This is a genomic window from Actinocorallia longicatena, from assembly GCF_039534125.1.
GTDB lineage: Bacteria > Actinomycetota > Actinomycetes > Streptosporangiales > Streptosporangiaceae > Actinocorallia > Actinocorallia longicatena.
Genome location: NZ_BAAAUV010000013.1, coordinates 80,531 through 92,105, shown reverse-complemented (window position 1 = coordinate 92,105; position 11,575 = coordinate 80,531). Strand labels below are relative to the sequence as shown.

Here is an 11,575-nt window from a genome sequence, read left to right as displayed (position 1 = left end):
CCCTCGCTTTAGGAAGCGGGCTGGGTGAAAGTCCCGCCGGTGATCTCGACCGCCACGCCGGTGGAGATCGTGGTCGAGTTGAGTTCGACGAGGCCGCCGCCGCCCGTGGCCGTGACGGTGCCGTCCATGCAGCCGAGCCCGGTGCCGGCGGCCTCGGTGGAGTCCAGGAAGCGGACCCATCCGGCGGTGCCGTCGGTGATGCCGGTGTCGGTGAGGGCCGGGGTGACGTCGAGGGTGACGACGCCCGCGGACGGCGAGCCGAAGGCCGGGTCGCTGAGGGTGAATTCCGCCAGGAGCGTGCCGGACGGCGCGGTGGCGGGGGTGGCGGGCTGGGCGCCGCTGTAGATGCGGATGACGCCGGGGCCAGAGCCGCCGTCGATCAGGGCGACGGCCGCGGCGACCATCGCGTTGCGCACGGCGGTGCTGATACGCAGGGGCACGGGGATCCTCCTTCGGGCATGAAAAAAGCCCGGGCGCGAGGCGCTCCGGGCTGTGCCCTTTCGGGCATACGTCTGGTTAGGGGGCTTAGTTTTCCACAGGCCTCTCACCTGCGTCAAAGCGAACCGGATCTTTGACCCTGGTGTCTTTCATCCGGGGTAGTCGGGGTGCTCGAAGTAGGCAGCGGCGAGGAAGTGGAGCGCGCGGGCGAGGCCGTCAGCCTGGCCGCCGTCGTAGTCGGGGTAGCGCGTGGTCCGGTCGGCTTCCTCGTACTCGGCGATGAGCTGCCGGACGGCCGCGACGTCGCGCAGGACGCGCGCCGGGTCGTGGCGGGCTGCGTGGTGCAGGCTCGCGCCCGTGTGCATCGTCGGCAGCGCGAGGTGGTGGAAGGTCCGCTCGGCCGCGCGGCCGAGGAGCAGGCTCGATGTGCTGGTGTGGGCGTAGTGCTCGGGAGGCGGACCGTCCACGGACCAGTCGGTCAGCGGGCAGGCGCGGGCGGCGGCCTCGTCCTCGTCCAGGCGGGCATTGAGGAACTCGATCAGGTCCTTCATCCGGTCTTCCTCTTTCGGTCGTCGTCGCGGTGCAGCTCCTTGGCGAGCCAGGTCCAGTCTTGGAAGGCCCAGGCGGGGCGGCCCTTCCACCAGGTGCCGGTCTTCCTCGAGGGCGGTTCGCACGGAATGTCGGACTCGCAGATGACGGCGATGTCGCCGTGGGGGAGGATCCGGACGCGGAGGCTCGGTGTGCCGGCCAGGCCGCCTTTGCACCAGGGGCAGACGGTTTTGAGGGTCTGGCCGTCGTAGGCGAGGGCGAGGGCCCTCCCGCACTGGGCGGCCATGTCGCGGGCCCGTGCGACGACCCACTCGGAGACGAGCAGGTCGGTGACCTGTCCGAAGTGGCGGTGCGCGAACTCCAGGTGGTGGTCGATGGACTGGCGGGGGCGGGTGTGGGGGAGCCACGGGGGGCGGATGAGGGCCCAGGCGATGGTGTCGGCGACCTCGTAGGCCTCGGCGCGGATCGCGGCGGTCAGGTCGATGAACTCCGCCCTCGCGGCGTCGCGGTGCGCGCCGGGGGCGACGTCGATGCGCTCCCACTGCTCGATGCGGGCCTGGTAGTCGAGCTCGGCGCGCTGCTCCGCGGTGAGGAAACTGGGCTGGCGGGGCGCCCAGGCCTGGGGGTCAAGGAGCTCCTGCAGCGCAGGCCAGCACTCGCCGACCAGCTTGAGGTCGGCGCGTGCGCGTTCGACGATGTTCACGCGGGTCCTTAGAGGTTGAGCGGCCGGACGATGTCGGCGATCTGGTCGTCGGTCATCGCCGGGGGGACGGGTGCGCCGAGGAGACCGACGTAGGCGCGGCCGAGCTCGTGCAGGTGTCGGTACTCCGCGGCGGTGGCGAGCCGGACGACGACGGGATCGCCGCCGAGGGTGGAGCAGGTGGTCGGGTGGCCCTGCAGGATGCCGAGGAGCTCGGCGGGCACGACCAGGACCTGCAGAGGGTCGCTCATCGGGCTCTCCTTCGTCGGGTGCGGCGGCGGTGCTCGGCGGCCCAGGCCGGCGCTGCGGGCGGGTTCCCGGCCGGGTGGCAGCGCTGGCAGCGCCGCGGGTCGGTGCAGGGGCAGGCGGCGCGCTGCTTGGCGGCGTGGGTGAGGCGGTGGTCGAGGGCGGGCAGGGCGGTGACGGCCAGCGCGGGCCAGGTGGTGGCGTGGAAGGTGTCGAGGACGCGGCGGACGGTCGGGCTCATCCGGCGGGCGACGGGCTCGAGGTAGTGGAGGTCCGGGCTGTCGACGCCGAGGGCGGCGATGCTCGCGGCGACCCGGGCGGCGGCCCGGCGGGTGAGGCCGGTCTGCTCGAGGCGCGGCTGCAGCTCGGCCACGGCGGTGTCGGTCAGGTGAGCCACTGGATCAGCGCTCCGATCGGCGCGGTGAGCACCGCGAGGACGGCGAGGGCGCTGGTGGTGAGGTTCTTCATCGGTGCCACCTCGTGCGGGAGTTGTCGGCGAGGGCCTGGTCGCGCTCACGGCGCAGGTCCTCGATCTGGTGGCGGAGGTCGCCGCAGTCGGGGCAGCGGCCGATGATCGCGCGGGCGATGAACAGGGCGCCCCAGATGAAGCCGAGGCAGGCGAGGATCCCGGCTGTGATGATCGCGATGCTCAGGCTGTGGTTGATGTCGCTGTCGGTGATGACGGGCTGGAGGCCGGCGTTGACGATGCGGCCGATCACCCGCGGCCTCCGTCCCGCTGGAACTGGTCGAGGGCAGCTTCGATGTCCGCCACCGCGACTGCTCTGATCGCACCCCGCCCGGTGACGAACGCCCGGCGCCGGAGGACCTTTCGGACGAGATCGAGGGTCGCCGCGTCGCGCATCTGCTGGTCGAGAGGTGGCGTTCGGGCGATGATCTGGTCGAGCTGCTTGATCAGGCTCGTCGCGTACTGGGCCGCGATGGCGTACGGGCTGCACCACTGCCGGAAGTCCCGGTCGAGGTAGTCCCGGAACTGGGCGAGGACGTCGACGACGGCCGTCGCGTGCTGCGCTCCGACCTCGACGCCGCTGAGGAAGTTCCAGGCGCGGGAGAAGGTCATCGGCGACATGCCGCTCGAGCCCACGGCCATCGAGTAGTAGCCCGGGCTCGGCTGCTCGGGCCGCATCGCCTCGTCGTACAGCCTGATCGAGAGCCCGGTCTCGTGCGCGACGACTGCGGCGTGCCACGCCAGCCGGACGGACTCAGGCTCGCTGTCAGGGCAGGGCGGTTCGAAGTGGAAGCCGTGCTCGGTGTGGACGCGCCGGACCTCCGGCAGGTCGAGGCTCTTCATGCGGGCCGTCCCGGCTCGTTAAGGGCTGCGGTCAGAGTGACCACCCAGCCCTGCATTCCGAGCACGGCCCTCATGTCGGCGACTACCTCGCGGACTCGGGCGAGAGTTGCCTCGGCGGACTCGACACGATCGTCCGAGCGTGTCGTTGGGGCGCGGTGCCGCCCTTCATCGACGAGCACCTCCGCGAGCTGGAGAAGGTAGTTGACCGGTTTGCCGAGCAGGCTGTGAGAGCTTGCACACTGCTCGATCCCGGCTCGGAGCATGTGCCGGATCGGTTCACGGGCTAGTGCGGGCTCGAGCAGGTCGAGGCACTCAAGCGCGTCGGCGAAGAGCAGGGCTGCTGAGCGCGGGGTGTGACGGTCGTTCATCGGCTGGCCCCTGCGAGTTCCGGCTCGGCGGCGAGCAGGGCGTCGAGGCTGGGGTCCGTGTCGGGCAGGAGGCAGGTCTCCAGCTCGTCGTCGTAGACCGAGCCGGGCAGGCCGCAGGCGGAGCCGAGCGGATGTACGACGTCGGCGAGCTCGCGGACCTTCCAGACGTGCTCGTCGCAGGAGTACAGGCTGACGAACTGGCCCCAGTGGATGCCGTGCCAGTTGGCGGGCTCACCGCACTCCGGAGGCTGGAGGTCGGGCATGTGGGCGCAGGTCCAGGCCTGCTTGGCCGGGGGGCCAATCCTGGGCATCAGCTGCTCCACTTCTGCTCGGCGGGCGTGAGGCGGTTCCACGCGCGCTCCCACGGGGTCAGGCCGGCCTCTTCGGCGGGGCTCGGCATCGGGCGGGGCACGGGGGAGGCCGCGCTGCCGAAGGCGTCCTCGTAGCGGGTGGCGGCCCGCCGGTAGTCCGCGGTGCGTGCCCGGGTGGCGGCGGCTGCGGCGGCGAGCTCGGCGTCGGTCGGCACGGCGGGGGGCGTCGGGCCCGGGGTGGTGGGCGCGGCGGTGGGAGCGCCCTGCTGGCCGAGGGCGCGTAGGTAGGCGGCGGTGGACTGCGCGTAGGCGGCGACGATGGCGTCGGTGAAGCGGCTCATCGGTCACCCCGGGTCCAGACCTCACCCAGGGGGCCGGGCAGGACGGCGGTGAGGGTGGTGCTCCCGGCGGCCCGTCGGGTGACGAGCTGGACCCTGGGACGGGTGATCGTCCGCGCGACCCTGTGATCATCCGTAGGGGTCTTGATCGTCGCGGTGGACTCTCGGGTCTCGGGTGGGGCTGCTGGGGCCTGTGGGGTGATCTGGTGACCGAACACGGCCCGGTACGCGGCGAGGGTGCGGGCGATCATCGCGCTCCTCCGTTCTTCCGGCGCCAGGCGGCGAGGGCCCGGCGCTCTCTGCGGTTGCGCGGGACCTCGGGCATTGGGAAGCCGGCTTCGTCGCGCGGGAGTTCCTTGCCGCGCCCGCCGTTCGGCGCAGCCGTGGGGCGGGAGGGGCGGCTGCCGACCTGGCTGCGGCGGCTCATCGGCCCACCGCTCCGCACAGCCAGGCCGCGCCGTGAAAGTCGTCCCATTCGTGCTGGGCGTGCGGCTCGCCGTCGGGGCAGGACTTCAGGTCGAGCGAGCTGGGCGGCGCATCGGCCTCGGACAGGAACGGGGCGACGGCGGCGAAGAGGCCCTTGAGCTGGGTCCAGACCGGCATGACGACTTCGAAGAAAGCGGGCTGGACGGCCTCGAAGTGGGGGCTGCTGGTGCCCTTGTCGAGGACGTCGGAGACCCAGGCGGCGGCCTCGGCGTGGGGGATGGCGTGGATCCTGGCGACGGCCAGGACGATCGACGCTTCGAGCTTGGTCATCGGCTGCTCCTGGGGAGTGTCCGGGCGAGGGCTGTGATGGCGGCGAGGGTGTGGTCGATCTCCTCGAGGAGCACCGCGGCGCGGCGGGCGGTCGGCTCGCCCTGCCTGCTCCAGGGGGAGGCGCTCACTGGGTGACCTGGATCTTGTGCAGGGCGGTGCCTTTCTGGAGGGCGGCGTGCAGGTCGGCCAGGCGTCGCATCGCCAGGTCGTCGCGCCGATTGAGGCGGCTGCGGGTCCGGGCGGGGAGCGTCCACCAGCACTCGCGGCACAGGTAGGCGCCGACGGGCTTGGGCTTGCCGCAGGAGCTGCACGGGGGCGGGGTGGAGGGGTTGGCGGTCATCGGCTGCTCGCAGTCGGCTCGAAGGGCGGGAGGGACAGGTCGGTGATGGGGCGGACGTACTCCTCGTCCTCGTCGTCGTAGTAGTCCTCGCCCGGGAAGTCGCAGAGACAGGCGATCGAGGAGCCGGCCGGGCCCGCGCCGCAGTCGCAGCGCGGGCATCCGCATGAGCCGATGTCGTCGCCCTGGCCGTCGTAGGGGTCGGGCAGGCCGCACAGGTCGCAGGTGTGGACGAACCGGCCGCCGGGGCCGCGGGCGGTCATCGTCCGCCTCGCCGGAAGAGCTTGGTCGGGTCGGTCAGGGCGAGGTCGAGCTCCTTGAGGCCGTCGCCGTGGGCGACCATCACCGCGGTCTGGAGAATGATCTTCTTCCAGCTGGCTCCGGCGTCGCGGTGGCCGCAGATCATGCCCTCGAGGCGGCGGCGCTCGGGGAGCAGGTCGGGGCGGGCGTCGACGACGAAGTCGAGGAGCTTCTGCAGGGCGGGCCGCGGCTCGGGCTTGGTTTCGGCGGCCATCAGTTCGCCCGGCCGTGGTGCGGGTCGCGGAAGTGGTCGACGGTCTCCTGGATCGCGGCCCGCCAGGCCGCGCGGATGCGGCCAGGGCCGTTGCTGGCCTCGGGCTCGAGGCGGCCGTCGACGATGGCCCGGGCGGCGAGCTCGGCGAGCTGGACGGCCTGCTCGTCGGTGACGGTGACCTGCTCGGCCACGTTGACGGGGGTCAGGAAGCGCAGGTTGCGGCCCGGCTCACCGATCGTGTCGGCCTCGTAGGGGCCGTATTCGGGGTTGAGCGTGACGACGTTGATCTCGTGGGTGACGCCGGCGCGCTGGAGCACCGGCGGCGGGAAGCCGGGGCGCTCGTCCAGGGTGACCGCGGACAGGACGTACTGCGACCACAGCGGGTGGTAGCGCGGCGCGGTGATGATCCAGGAGGCGACGGCCGGGTGGTCGACGAGCCTCTCGGCGGGGACGCTGCGGGCGATCCCGTAGGGGCCGTTGAACTCGGGCATGGATGTTCCTCTCGAGGGGGCGGTCAGGAGCCGCCGATGGCCTTGCGGTCCGCGGCACAGCCGCCGCAGGGCTCGGTGATGCGGTGGATCTCGCACAGGCCGCCCGCGGGGCGCTGGGGAGAAGAGCCGTATTTAGGAGCAGGAGCAGGAGCCGCGCGCGCGGAAGAGATGGCTTGGGGGAGGGTTTGGTTTTCCACAGATTCGAGGGCCCGTAGATGGGTTGGGCTGAGGGTTCCCTGGAACCCTTCGCGGAAGGTTTGCTGGAGGGTTCCGGGAAACCATGGGTCGATGGCTTCGCTCCAGGACTTGGCGTTGCCCTGGCGAGGGTTCTCTGTGGCGAGCCGGTAGATCTCGCAGACGATGACCGAGCGCAGGAGCGATGAGCCGACCGCGGCGAAGTCCTTGACCATCGCCCGGCAGATGTTCGGGGAGTCCAGGAGGCCGTCGTTACGGATGAAGGAGCGGATGAGGAGCTCCTCGGCGTCCTCGTCGACGACGACGTACCGGGCCTTCTCCAGGGCCGTGACGGCCTTGCGGAGCTTGGGCACGGTCGAGTCACGGGCGAGCTGTGACCAGCGCCGCAGGGTGTAGGGGACGACACCCGCATAGGACAGTCCGGGCTGGGTGAGGGCCAGCATGAAGAGCCGCTGAGCGTCTCCATCAAGGTCGCGGAAGTCCTGGTCGTTCCACATGGCCCAGTGGATTCGGCCATGGTCGCGTGCCATCTTGTGCGGCTCCAGATCGTGTGTGCGTAGGCGGTGGACCAGCCGGGCCCGGGAGCGGTCCACGGACCCGGCTGGAGGCATGTCAGGAGTGGTCGAGGGGGCTGGGGAGTTCGGAGTGCCAGGGGCTGGCGGTGAGGAGCATCGAGGCGTCCGCGTCGAGCTGAGGGGTTCCGGGGGCCCATACGCCGACGAACCAGTCCTCGACCAGGACGAGGATGGAGTCGCCCGGCTGCGGGCCGATGAAGACCGACAGGCGCTCACCACGAGCGGCGGCCTTCGCCCACCGCGTCATGTGCGACGGCGACAGGATCTGCGCGGGCGACGCCGGGGCGACACCGCGGTGGATGAGGTTGCCGACGACCTTCCGCCAGGACTTGAACGGCTGGACCCACGGCAGGGTCTTGTCGTAGAGCATCAGCCGGGTCCCGTCGGGGGCGTCGATGCGCAGCGCCAGGGCGTGTAGGCCTTCGTGCTTGACGGGCACGGGCTGCTCGTCGACGACCACCTTCAGGTCGGGGTTGTCGTCCTTGGTGAACTTGAAGACCTTCAGCCCGGCCGCCAGGTCCTCGCGGTCGACGGTGATGCCGAACGGTGCGATGTGGTCGACCTGCAGCCGGGTCGCGGCGAGGGTGACCCTGTCGGTCGCGATGGCGTTGACGACCTCGCCGCCGGGGCTCTCGATCCGGACCGCGTTGTACGCCGGCATCTCCGGGTCGGTGGAGGCGTGCGGGAGGACGGGTGCGACGAGGCGGTGGAGGCCTCGCGCGGTGATGTCGAAGCGGGTCATGCCCTCTCCTCGCGGGCGGCGATGATGCGGTCCTCGAGGGCGAGCAGCCGCCCGCGGGCCGCCCGGAGAGCCTCCTCGGCGGCCGCGACCTCGGCGCGGGCGGCGCGGCGTTCGTCGGCGGTCTCCAGGACGGCGCGCAGCTGGGCGACGCCCTTGCGGAGCAGGTCGATCTCCTGGCGGATCTCGGGGTCGTCGATGGTGGCGGCGATGTCCAGGAGCTGGTCGAGCGCCTTGACGATGCCGAGCGGGTTGCCCGCGACGAGCTCCGGCTCGGCGTCCGGCGCCGGGACGAGCTTCTCGACCGGCGGCTCGTCGACGGGCTCCGGGGCGGGAGGCTCCTCCTCTTCCGGGACGGGCTCCGGCTCGGCGTCGGGCTGCAGCGCGGGCGGCTCGTCCTCGATGCGCTCGTCCTCGAGCTCTGGCGCGGGCGTGACCTCCGGTTCAGGCCCGGGCTTCGCCTCGTTCCGCTCGGCGGCCAGCTCGAGGGCGAGCGCCTCGACCTCCTCGCGCTTGTACTTCCGCCACTCCTTCGGCTTGCGTGGCAGGGCCGCGAGACGTCCATCGGCGACGAGCTCGTCGAAGGCCGCGGAGTTGACGCCGAGGATCGCCGCGGCGTCGGCGCCCTTGATGCCGTCGGAGGCCTCGACGGTCGGCGTGGGACGAACGGGCGAGGCCTTCGCCGCGGGCTTCGACTTCGGCGTGGGCCTTGGCCCGCGGGGAGCCTTGCCGGGGCGGACGGCGGTGTCGGTGGCGTGGTCGTGCAGGTAGCCGGGCCATCCGTTGATGACGGCGAGGATGCTGCCGCGCGGGAACCCGGTGCGCTCAGAGGTGGCCTGGACGGTGGCGCCCTGCTCGAGGAGGGCTTTGACGTCTTGTGCGGTGGCGGGGATGGTCAAAGGAGGATCTCCGTGATGATGAGGCGCAGCCGGGGGCGGCGCAGGCCGGTGACGTCCTGGGCGAGGTCGCCGAGGCGCATGTCCGGGCCGGTGACGCGGGTGTGGTCGTCGTCCTCGAGGACGCCGGCGTCGACGAGGCCGTCGACGGCCGCCTTGGCGGACGGTGCCCAGTTGGCGGGGTCGCGGCGGCGGCGGTCGACGGGCAGGTACTCGCCGAGGATGTGGACCCGCTCGAGGCGGGGGATCTTCTGATTGAGGGCCTGGACCTTCGTCGCGAACCTGATGCCGCGGGTGATGGCGGCCTTGCGGCGCCAGTGCAGCCGGACGTTCGCGCTGAGCATCAGCACGTCGGGCACGAGCAGGGTGAAGGTGCGCGGGGAGACCACCCCACCCCCGATGGTGGGGGTGGTCTCCTGGGGACGCTGGTGATCAGGCACGGGCGGCCTCGTAGTTGACGCAGGCGGGCCACCAGGCGCGCATGTCGGTGGCCGCGCTGTGGCTGTCGCCGACGTTGCTGCACTTCAGGTAGCCCCACCCGTTGTTCGACAGGCGGGCACAGGTTCGGCACCGCAGGCCGTCCGCAGTGCGGCTGTCGGCCGGGGCTGCGTCCGGGTGGAGCCTCACGGTCCGCTGGAAGTACAGCGAGGTCGGGTGCGCGCCTCGAGCGAGCGCCGCCTGCTGCTTCGCGGTGCGGCGCCGGTCGACGGACAGCTTGGGCTCGGCTGGCGCTGGAGTGATGGACGGGGGCGCGGGAAACAGACCTTCGCTCACAGCTGGCCCCAGTGGTCGTGCTGCTCCGGCTGGTCAGAGGACTTGAAGGGCCACGGGCCGAGGACGGCTCGGCCGAGGCCGAGGGCGGCGGCGCACATAACGCCACCGCCCACGATGAGGTAGATCACGCGGGTCGTGCCTTTCTGACCTGCTGGTCGGTGATGATGGCGGTCCCGCGATGCGGGGTGTGGTGTCCGGTGTGCGGGCGCACGAAGGGCACCAGCACCCCGACGGCGCCCTGGACGATGCGGAGGGCGCGGCGGATCGGCCTGGTGACGGGGGCGCGGCGCTGCCAGAGGTGGACCGCGAGGCCGCCGAGGAGAGCGGCGAGGGCGAGGCCGATCACGTGGCCCCACCTCCGACCATGGCCCGGGCGGGACGCCGACGGTTGCGGGGGCCCTCGGCGTCGAGGTGCCACGGGTCGGTCCAGTCCTTATTGGTGAGGCGGGTGACGGCCTCGGCGGCGATGCCGCCGCGCCGCCAGATGCGCACCTGGGCGTGGACGCGGGGGCGGCCGCGCAGGATGGTGACCTGCCCGTTGGGCCAGCGGACGCCGAACTGCCGGGCCATCAGAACTCACCCGCCGCGACCTGCAGAAGACGGGTGCAGGCCGCGGCGGTGCCGAGGCCGTCGTTCTGGACGGCGGTGACGATGGCCCGGATCTCCTGGGCGACCGGGCCGGGCACGCCGCGGGCGTCCCGGCGGAGCTGGGCGACCATGGAGCGCAGCTCCTTGACCTCGTCGGGGGCCGCCGAGACGGCCTTGCCGCCGCCGTCGACGTGGGCGACGATCGCGGGGCCGACGATCCGGAAGACCTTCGCGAGCAGCCCGACCAGGGCGTCGTCGGGCGTGAGGGCGGCGTCGTGGGCGACCGTTCCGCGCTGCCGGGCGTCGTCGCGCCAGGCCTTCGCGGCCACGGCGAACAGCTCGCCGCTGGGCGACAGGAGCGCCGCGCGCAGGTCGGGCAGGACGGCCGGGATCTCGCGCTCGTGGACGCCGACATGCAGCCGCTGGCGGACGCGCCCGGAGAGGCGGACAACGGCCTCACGGACCTTCTCATCGGGCTCGCGCATGCCGAGCAGCGCCTTGACGACGGTGTTCGTGTCGTTGGCCTCGGTGACGTTCATCGGGCCTCGCCGCCGTCCTGCTGCTCGCGGTGGACGAGTGCCAGCGGGCCGTGCCACTCCAAGATCTGGCCGGGCTCCTCGACCGCGTTGTTCTTGCTCGACCGGCCCGCGCCCAGCACGGTGTAGGGCTCGTCAACCGTGTCGTTGTCGTCGACGAGTACGCCGTGCCAGGTGTCGCCGTCGCGGTCGCGCCAGAGGTCGCCGGGCTGGGGCGGCCACTCCGCCGGGGCGACGCGGGCGATCTCGGCCTGGGGCGGCATGATCCAGCCTTCGGTGCCGTCAGCGGCCCGGATGACGACGGAGCCGCCTTCGTCTTCGGCGGGGGCGAGGAAGCGGACGCCCTTGATGGTGATGTCGACGACCTCGCCGACCTGGAAGTCAGCCACGGCCGCCGCCCTGCTGGCCTTCGACGACCGCGGCCGGGTGCCGCCCGCCGGCGTCGTCGGGGGCGACCGGCTCGGGCCGGGTCTCGGACGGGTCGGGGCCGCACTCGGCCTGCGCGGTGGTGACGTGCAGCCAGGTCCCGTTCTCGCGGAGGATCTCGACCCGGCAGTGGCGGCAGTCGACGGTGTCGCCCTGGACGCGGCCGGGCTCGGCGACGGTCTTCACCGGGGCGGGCTGCGGCTGTTGCGGGGTGAGGGCCTCGTCGGCGGCGGCGAGCATGATCTGGCCGAACTGGATGTCCCGGGCGAGGGCCTCGCGCTCGCGGGTGCGGGTGGCCGCCATCCGGCGGGCCTCCTCGAGGGCCTCGGCCGCCTTACGGGCCGCCTCGGCGAGCGTGGCGACGTCGCTGTGAGCTGACCTCTCGGCCTCGCAGAAGGCGTCGTACCGTTCGCGGTCCTGCTGGTGGGCGAGCCGGAGCTGCTGGACGCGATCGGGCTCGAGGGCGGGGGGAGTTACGATGGACACGGA

Annotated in this window: 28 protein-coding genes; all 28 read right to left on the bottom strand. The window is 72.4% G+C overall.

Going from position 1 to position 11,575, the window contains the following annotated elements; translation table 11 throughout:
* Positions 1-8 precede the first annotated feature (8 nt).
* Entirely contained in the window at positions 9-440 is a 432-nt protein-coding gene (locus ABD785_RS24655) for a hypothetical protein (RefSeq protein WP_344832501.1), read from the bottom strand.
* A gap of 147 nt (positions 441-587) precedes the next feature.
* Positions 588-989 carry a DUF6221 family protein gene (locus tag ABD785_RS24650; protein ID WP_344832499.1) on the bottom strand — a complete coding sequence of 134 codons (402 nt, stop codon included), beginning with the start codon at positions 987-989 and terminating at the stop codon, positions 588-590.
* On the bottom strand, positions 986-1,690 hold the full coding sequence (locus ABD785_RS24645; protein ID WP_344832498.1) for a hypothetical protein: 705 nt from the start codon (positions 1,688-1,690) through the stop codon (positions 986-988). Before ABD785_RS24645 ends, ABD785_RS24650 begins: the two co-directional genes overlap by 4 nt.
* An 8-nt stretch (positions 1,691-1,698) precedes the next feature.
* Complete coding sequence (locus ABD785_RS24640) at positions 1,699-1,938, bottom strand: hypothetical protein (protein ID WP_344832495.1); 240 nt, start codon at positions 1,936-1,938, stop codon at positions 1,699-1,701.
* Complete coding sequence (locus tag ABD785_RS24635) at positions 1,935-2,330, bottom strand: hypothetical protein (protein ID WP_344832494.1); 396 nt, start codon at positions 2,328-2,330, stop codon at positions 1,935-1,937. Before ABD785_RS24635 ends, ABD785_RS24640 begins: the two co-directional genes overlap by 4 nt.
* 67 nt (positions 2,331-2,397) lie before the next feature.
* Positions 2,398-2,652, bottom strand: coding sequence for a hypothetical protein (locus tag ABD785_RS24630; protein ID WP_344832491.1), 255 nt, complete (start codon positions 2,650-2,652; stop codon positions 2,398-2,400).
* Positions 2,649-3,242, bottom strand: a complete 594-nt coding sequence (locus tag ABD785_RS24625) for a hypothetical protein (RefSeq protein ID WP_344832489.1) — start codon at positions 3,240-3,242, stop codon at positions 2,649-2,651. The genes ABD785_RS24630 and ABD785_RS24625 overlap by 4 nt, the downstream gene beginning before the upstream one ends.
* The gene (locus tag ABD785_RS24620) at positions 3,239-3,610 is read right to left on the bottom strand and encodes a hypothetical protein (protein ID WP_344832487.1); all 372 of its coding nucleotides are present in this window, start codon (positions 3,608-3,610) and stop codon (positions 3,239-3,241) included. Before ABD785_RS24620 ends, ABD785_RS24625 begins: the two co-directional genes overlap by 4 nt.
* On the bottom strand, positions 3,607-3,921 hold the full coding sequence (locus tag ABD785_RS24615) for a hypothetical protein (RefSeq protein ID WP_344832485.1): 315 nt from the start codon (positions 3,919-3,921) through the stop codon (positions 3,607-3,609). Before ABD785_RS24615 ends, ABD785_RS24620 begins: the two co-directional genes overlap by 4 nt.
* Positions 3,921-4,262 (bottom strand): hypothetical protein, encoded by a 342-nt coding sequence (locus ABD785_RS24610; protein WP_344832484.1) that lies wholly within the window; start codon positions 4,260-4,262, stop codon positions 3,921-3,923. Before ABD785_RS24610 ends, ABD785_RS24615 begins: the two co-directional genes overlap by 1 nt.
* Positions 4,259-4,510, bottom strand: coding sequence for a hypothetical protein (locus ABD785_RS24605; protein WP_344832481.1), 252 nt, complete (start codon positions 4,508-4,510; stop codon positions 4,259-4,261). The genes ABD785_RS24610 and ABD785_RS24605 overlap by 4 nt, the downstream gene beginning before the upstream one ends.
* A gap of 172 nt (positions 4,511-4,682) precedes the next feature.
* A complete protein-coding gene (locus ABD785_RS24600) occupies positions 4,683-5,015 on the bottom strand; it encodes a hypothetical protein (RefSeq protein WP_344832479.1) in 333 nt (110 codons plus the stop codon).
* Positions 5,012-5,143, bottom strand: coding sequence for a hypothetical protein (locus tag ABD785_RS24595; RefSeq protein WP_344832476.1), 132 nt, complete (start codon positions 5,141-5,143; stop codon positions 5,012-5,014). Before ABD785_RS24595 ends, ABD785_RS24600 begins: the two co-directional genes overlap by 4 nt.
* Positions 5,140-5,355: a hypothetical protein gene (locus tag ABD785_RS24590; protein WP_344832475.1), complete on the bottom strand. Its 216-nt coding sequence runs from the start codon at positions 5,353-5,355 to the stop codon at positions 5,140-5,142. The genes ABD785_RS24595 and ABD785_RS24590 overlap by 4 nt, the downstream gene beginning before the upstream one ends.
* Entirely contained in the window at positions 5,352-5,615 is a 264-nt protein-coding gene (locus ABD785_RS24585; protein WP_344832474.1) for a hypothetical protein, read from the bottom strand. The genes ABD785_RS24590 and ABD785_RS24585 overlap by 4 nt, the downstream gene beginning before the upstream one ends.
* Positions 5,612-5,866 (bottom strand): hypothetical protein, encoded by a 255-nt coding sequence (locus ABD785_RS24580; RefSeq protein WP_344832473.1) that lies wholly within the window; start codon positions 5,864-5,866, stop codon positions 5,612-5,614. The genes ABD785_RS24585 and ABD785_RS24580 overlap by 4 nt, the downstream gene beginning before the upstream one ends.
* A complete protein-coding gene (locus tag ABD785_RS24575) occupies positions 5,866-6,357 on the bottom strand; it encodes a hypothetical protein (RefSeq protein ID WP_344832470.1) in 492 nt (163 codons plus the stop codon). Before ABD785_RS24575 ends, ABD785_RS24580 begins: the two co-directional genes overlap by 1 nt.
* Positions 6,358-6,380: 23 nt before the next feature.
* Complete coding sequence (locus tag ABD785_RS24570) at positions 6,381-7,082, bottom strand: hypothetical protein (RefSeq protein WP_344832468.1); 702 nt, start codon at positions 7,080-7,082, stop codon at positions 6,381-6,383.
* Positions 7,083-7,164: 82 nt separating this feature from the next.
* Positions 7,165-7,869: a hypothetical protein gene (locus tag ABD785_RS24565; protein ID WP_344832467.1), complete on the bottom strand. Its 705-nt coding sequence runs from the start codon at positions 7,867-7,869 to the stop codon at positions 7,165-7,167.
* Positions 7,866-8,765 (bottom strand): hypothetical protein, encoded by a 900-nt coding sequence (locus ABD785_RS24560; RefSeq protein WP_344832464.1) that lies wholly within the window; start codon positions 8,763-8,765, stop codon positions 7,866-7,868. The genes ABD785_RS24565 and ABD785_RS24560 overlap by 4 nt, the downstream gene beginning before the upstream one ends.
* On the bottom strand, positions 8,762-9,202 hold the full coding sequence (locus tag ABD785_RS24555) for a hypothetical protein (RefSeq protein WP_344832461.1): 441 nt from the start codon (positions 9,200-9,202) through the stop codon (positions 8,762-8,764). The genes ABD785_RS24560 and ABD785_RS24555 overlap by 4 nt, the downstream gene beginning before the upstream one ends.
* A complete protein-coding gene (locus tag ABD785_RS24550) occupies positions 9,195-9,536 on the bottom strand; it encodes a hypothetical protein (RefSeq protein WP_344832458.1) in 342 nt (113 codons plus the stop codon). The genes ABD785_RS24555 and ABD785_RS24550 overlap by 8 nt, the downstream gene beginning before the upstream one ends.
* The gene (locus ABD785_RS24545; RefSeq protein ID WP_344832456.1) at positions 9,533-9,664 is read right to left on the bottom strand and encodes a hypothetical protein; all 132 of its coding nucleotides are present in this window, start codon (positions 9,662-9,664) and stop codon (positions 9,533-9,535) included. Before ABD785_RS24545 ends, ABD785_RS24550 begins: the two co-directional genes overlap by 4 nt.
* Complete coding sequence (locus ABD785_RS24540) at positions 9,661-9,882, bottom strand: hypothetical protein (protein ID WP_344832454.1); 222 nt, start codon at positions 9,880-9,882, stop codon at positions 9,661-9,663. Before ABD785_RS24540 ends, ABD785_RS24545 begins: the two co-directional genes overlap by 4 nt.
* The gene (locus ABD785_RS24535; RefSeq protein ID WP_344832453.1) at positions 9,879-10,106 is read right to left on the bottom strand and encodes a hypothetical protein; all 228 of its coding nucleotides are present in this window, start codon (positions 10,104-10,106) and stop codon (positions 9,879-9,881) included. The genes ABD785_RS24540 and ABD785_RS24535 overlap by 4 nt, the downstream gene beginning before the upstream one ends.
* On the bottom strand, positions 10,106-10,663 hold the full coding sequence (locus ABD785_RS24530) for a hypothetical protein (protein WP_344832451.1): 558 nt from the start codon (positions 10,661-10,663) through the stop codon (positions 10,106-10,108). Before ABD785_RS24530 ends, ABD785_RS24535 begins: the two co-directional genes overlap by 1 nt.
* On the bottom strand, positions 10,660-11,049 hold the full coding sequence (locus tag ABD785_RS24525; RefSeq protein ID WP_344832449.1) for a hypothetical protein: 390 nt from the start codon (positions 11,047-11,049) through the stop codon (positions 10,660-10,662). Before ABD785_RS24525 ends, ABD785_RS24530 begins: the two co-directional genes overlap by 4 nt.
* Positions 11,042-11,572 carry a hypothetical protein gene (locus ABD785_RS24520; protein WP_344832447.1) on the bottom strand — a complete coding sequence of 177 codons (531 nt, stop codon included), beginning with the start codon at positions 11,570-11,572 and terminating at the stop codon, positions 11,042-11,044. The genes ABD785_RS24525 and ABD785_RS24520 overlap by 8 nt, the downstream gene beginning before the upstream one ends.
* Positions 11,573-11,575: the final 3 nt, after the last annotated feature.

Coding starts and splice junctions, on each gene's coding strand:
- ABD785_RS24565 (WP_344832467.1), bottom strand. CDS start 7,869: ATGACCCGCTTCGACATCACCGCGCGAGGCCTCCACCGCCTCGTCGCA.
- ABD785_RS24640 (WP_344832495.1), bottom strand. CDS start 1,938: ATGAGCGACCCTCTGCAGGTCCTGGTCGTGCCCGCCGAGCTCCTCGGC.
- ABD785_RS24610 (WP_344832484.1), bottom strand. CDS start 4,262: ATGAGCCGCTTCACCGACGCCATCGTCGCCGCCTACGCGCAGTCCACC.
- ABD785_RS24530 (WP_344832451.1), bottom strand. CDS start 10,663: ATGAACGTCACCGAGGCCAACGACACGAACACCGTCGTCAAGGCGCTG.
- ABD785_RS24575 (WP_344832470.1), bottom strand. CDS start 6,357: ATGCCCGAGTTCAACGGCCCCTACGGGATCGCCCGCAGCGTCCCCGCC.
- ABD785_RS24605 (WP_344832481.1), bottom strand. CDS start 4,510: ATGATCGCCCGCACCCTCGCCGCGTACCGGGCCGTGTTCGGTCACCAG.
- ABD785_RS24570 (WP_344832468.1), bottom strand. CDS start 7,082: ATGGCACGCGACCATGGCCGAATCCACTGGGCCATGTGGAACGACCAG.
- ABD785_RS24585 (WP_344832474.1), bottom strand. CDS start 5,615: ATGACCGCCCGCGGCCCCGGCGGCCGGTTCGTCCACACCTGCGACCTG.
- ABD785_RS24620 (WP_344832487.1), bottom strand. CDS start 3,610: ATGAACGACCGTCACACCCCGCGCTCAGCAGCCCTGCTCTTCGCCGAC.
- ABD785_RS24650 (WP_344832499.1), bottom strand. CDS start 989: ATGAAGGACCTGATCGAGTTCCTCAATGCCCGCCTGGACGAGGACGAG.
- ABD785_RS24600 (WP_344832479.1), bottom strand. CDS start 5,015: ATGACCAAGCTCGAAGCGTCGATCGTCCTGGCCGTCGCCAGGATCCAC.
- ABD785_RS24625 (WP_344832489.1), bottom strand. CDS start 3,242: ATGAAGAGCCTCGACCTGCCGGAGGTCCGGCGCGTCCACACCGAGCAC.
- ABD785_RS24580 (WP_344832473.1), bottom strand. CDS start 5,866: ATGGCCGCCGAAACCAAGCCCGAGCCGCGGCCCGCCCTGCAGAAGCTC.
- ABD785_RS24590 (WP_344832475.1), bottom strand. CDS start 5,355: ATGACCGCCAACCCCTCCACCCCGCCCCCGTGCAGCTCCTGCGGCAAG.
- ABD785_RS24535 (WP_344832453.1), bottom strand. CDS start 10,106: ATGGCCCGGCAGTTCGGCGTCCGCTGGCCCAACGGGCAGGTCACCATC.
- ABD785_RS24615 (WP_344832485.1), bottom strand. CDS start 3,921: ATGCCCAGGATTGGCCCCCCGGCCAAGCAGGCCTGGACCTGCGCCCAC.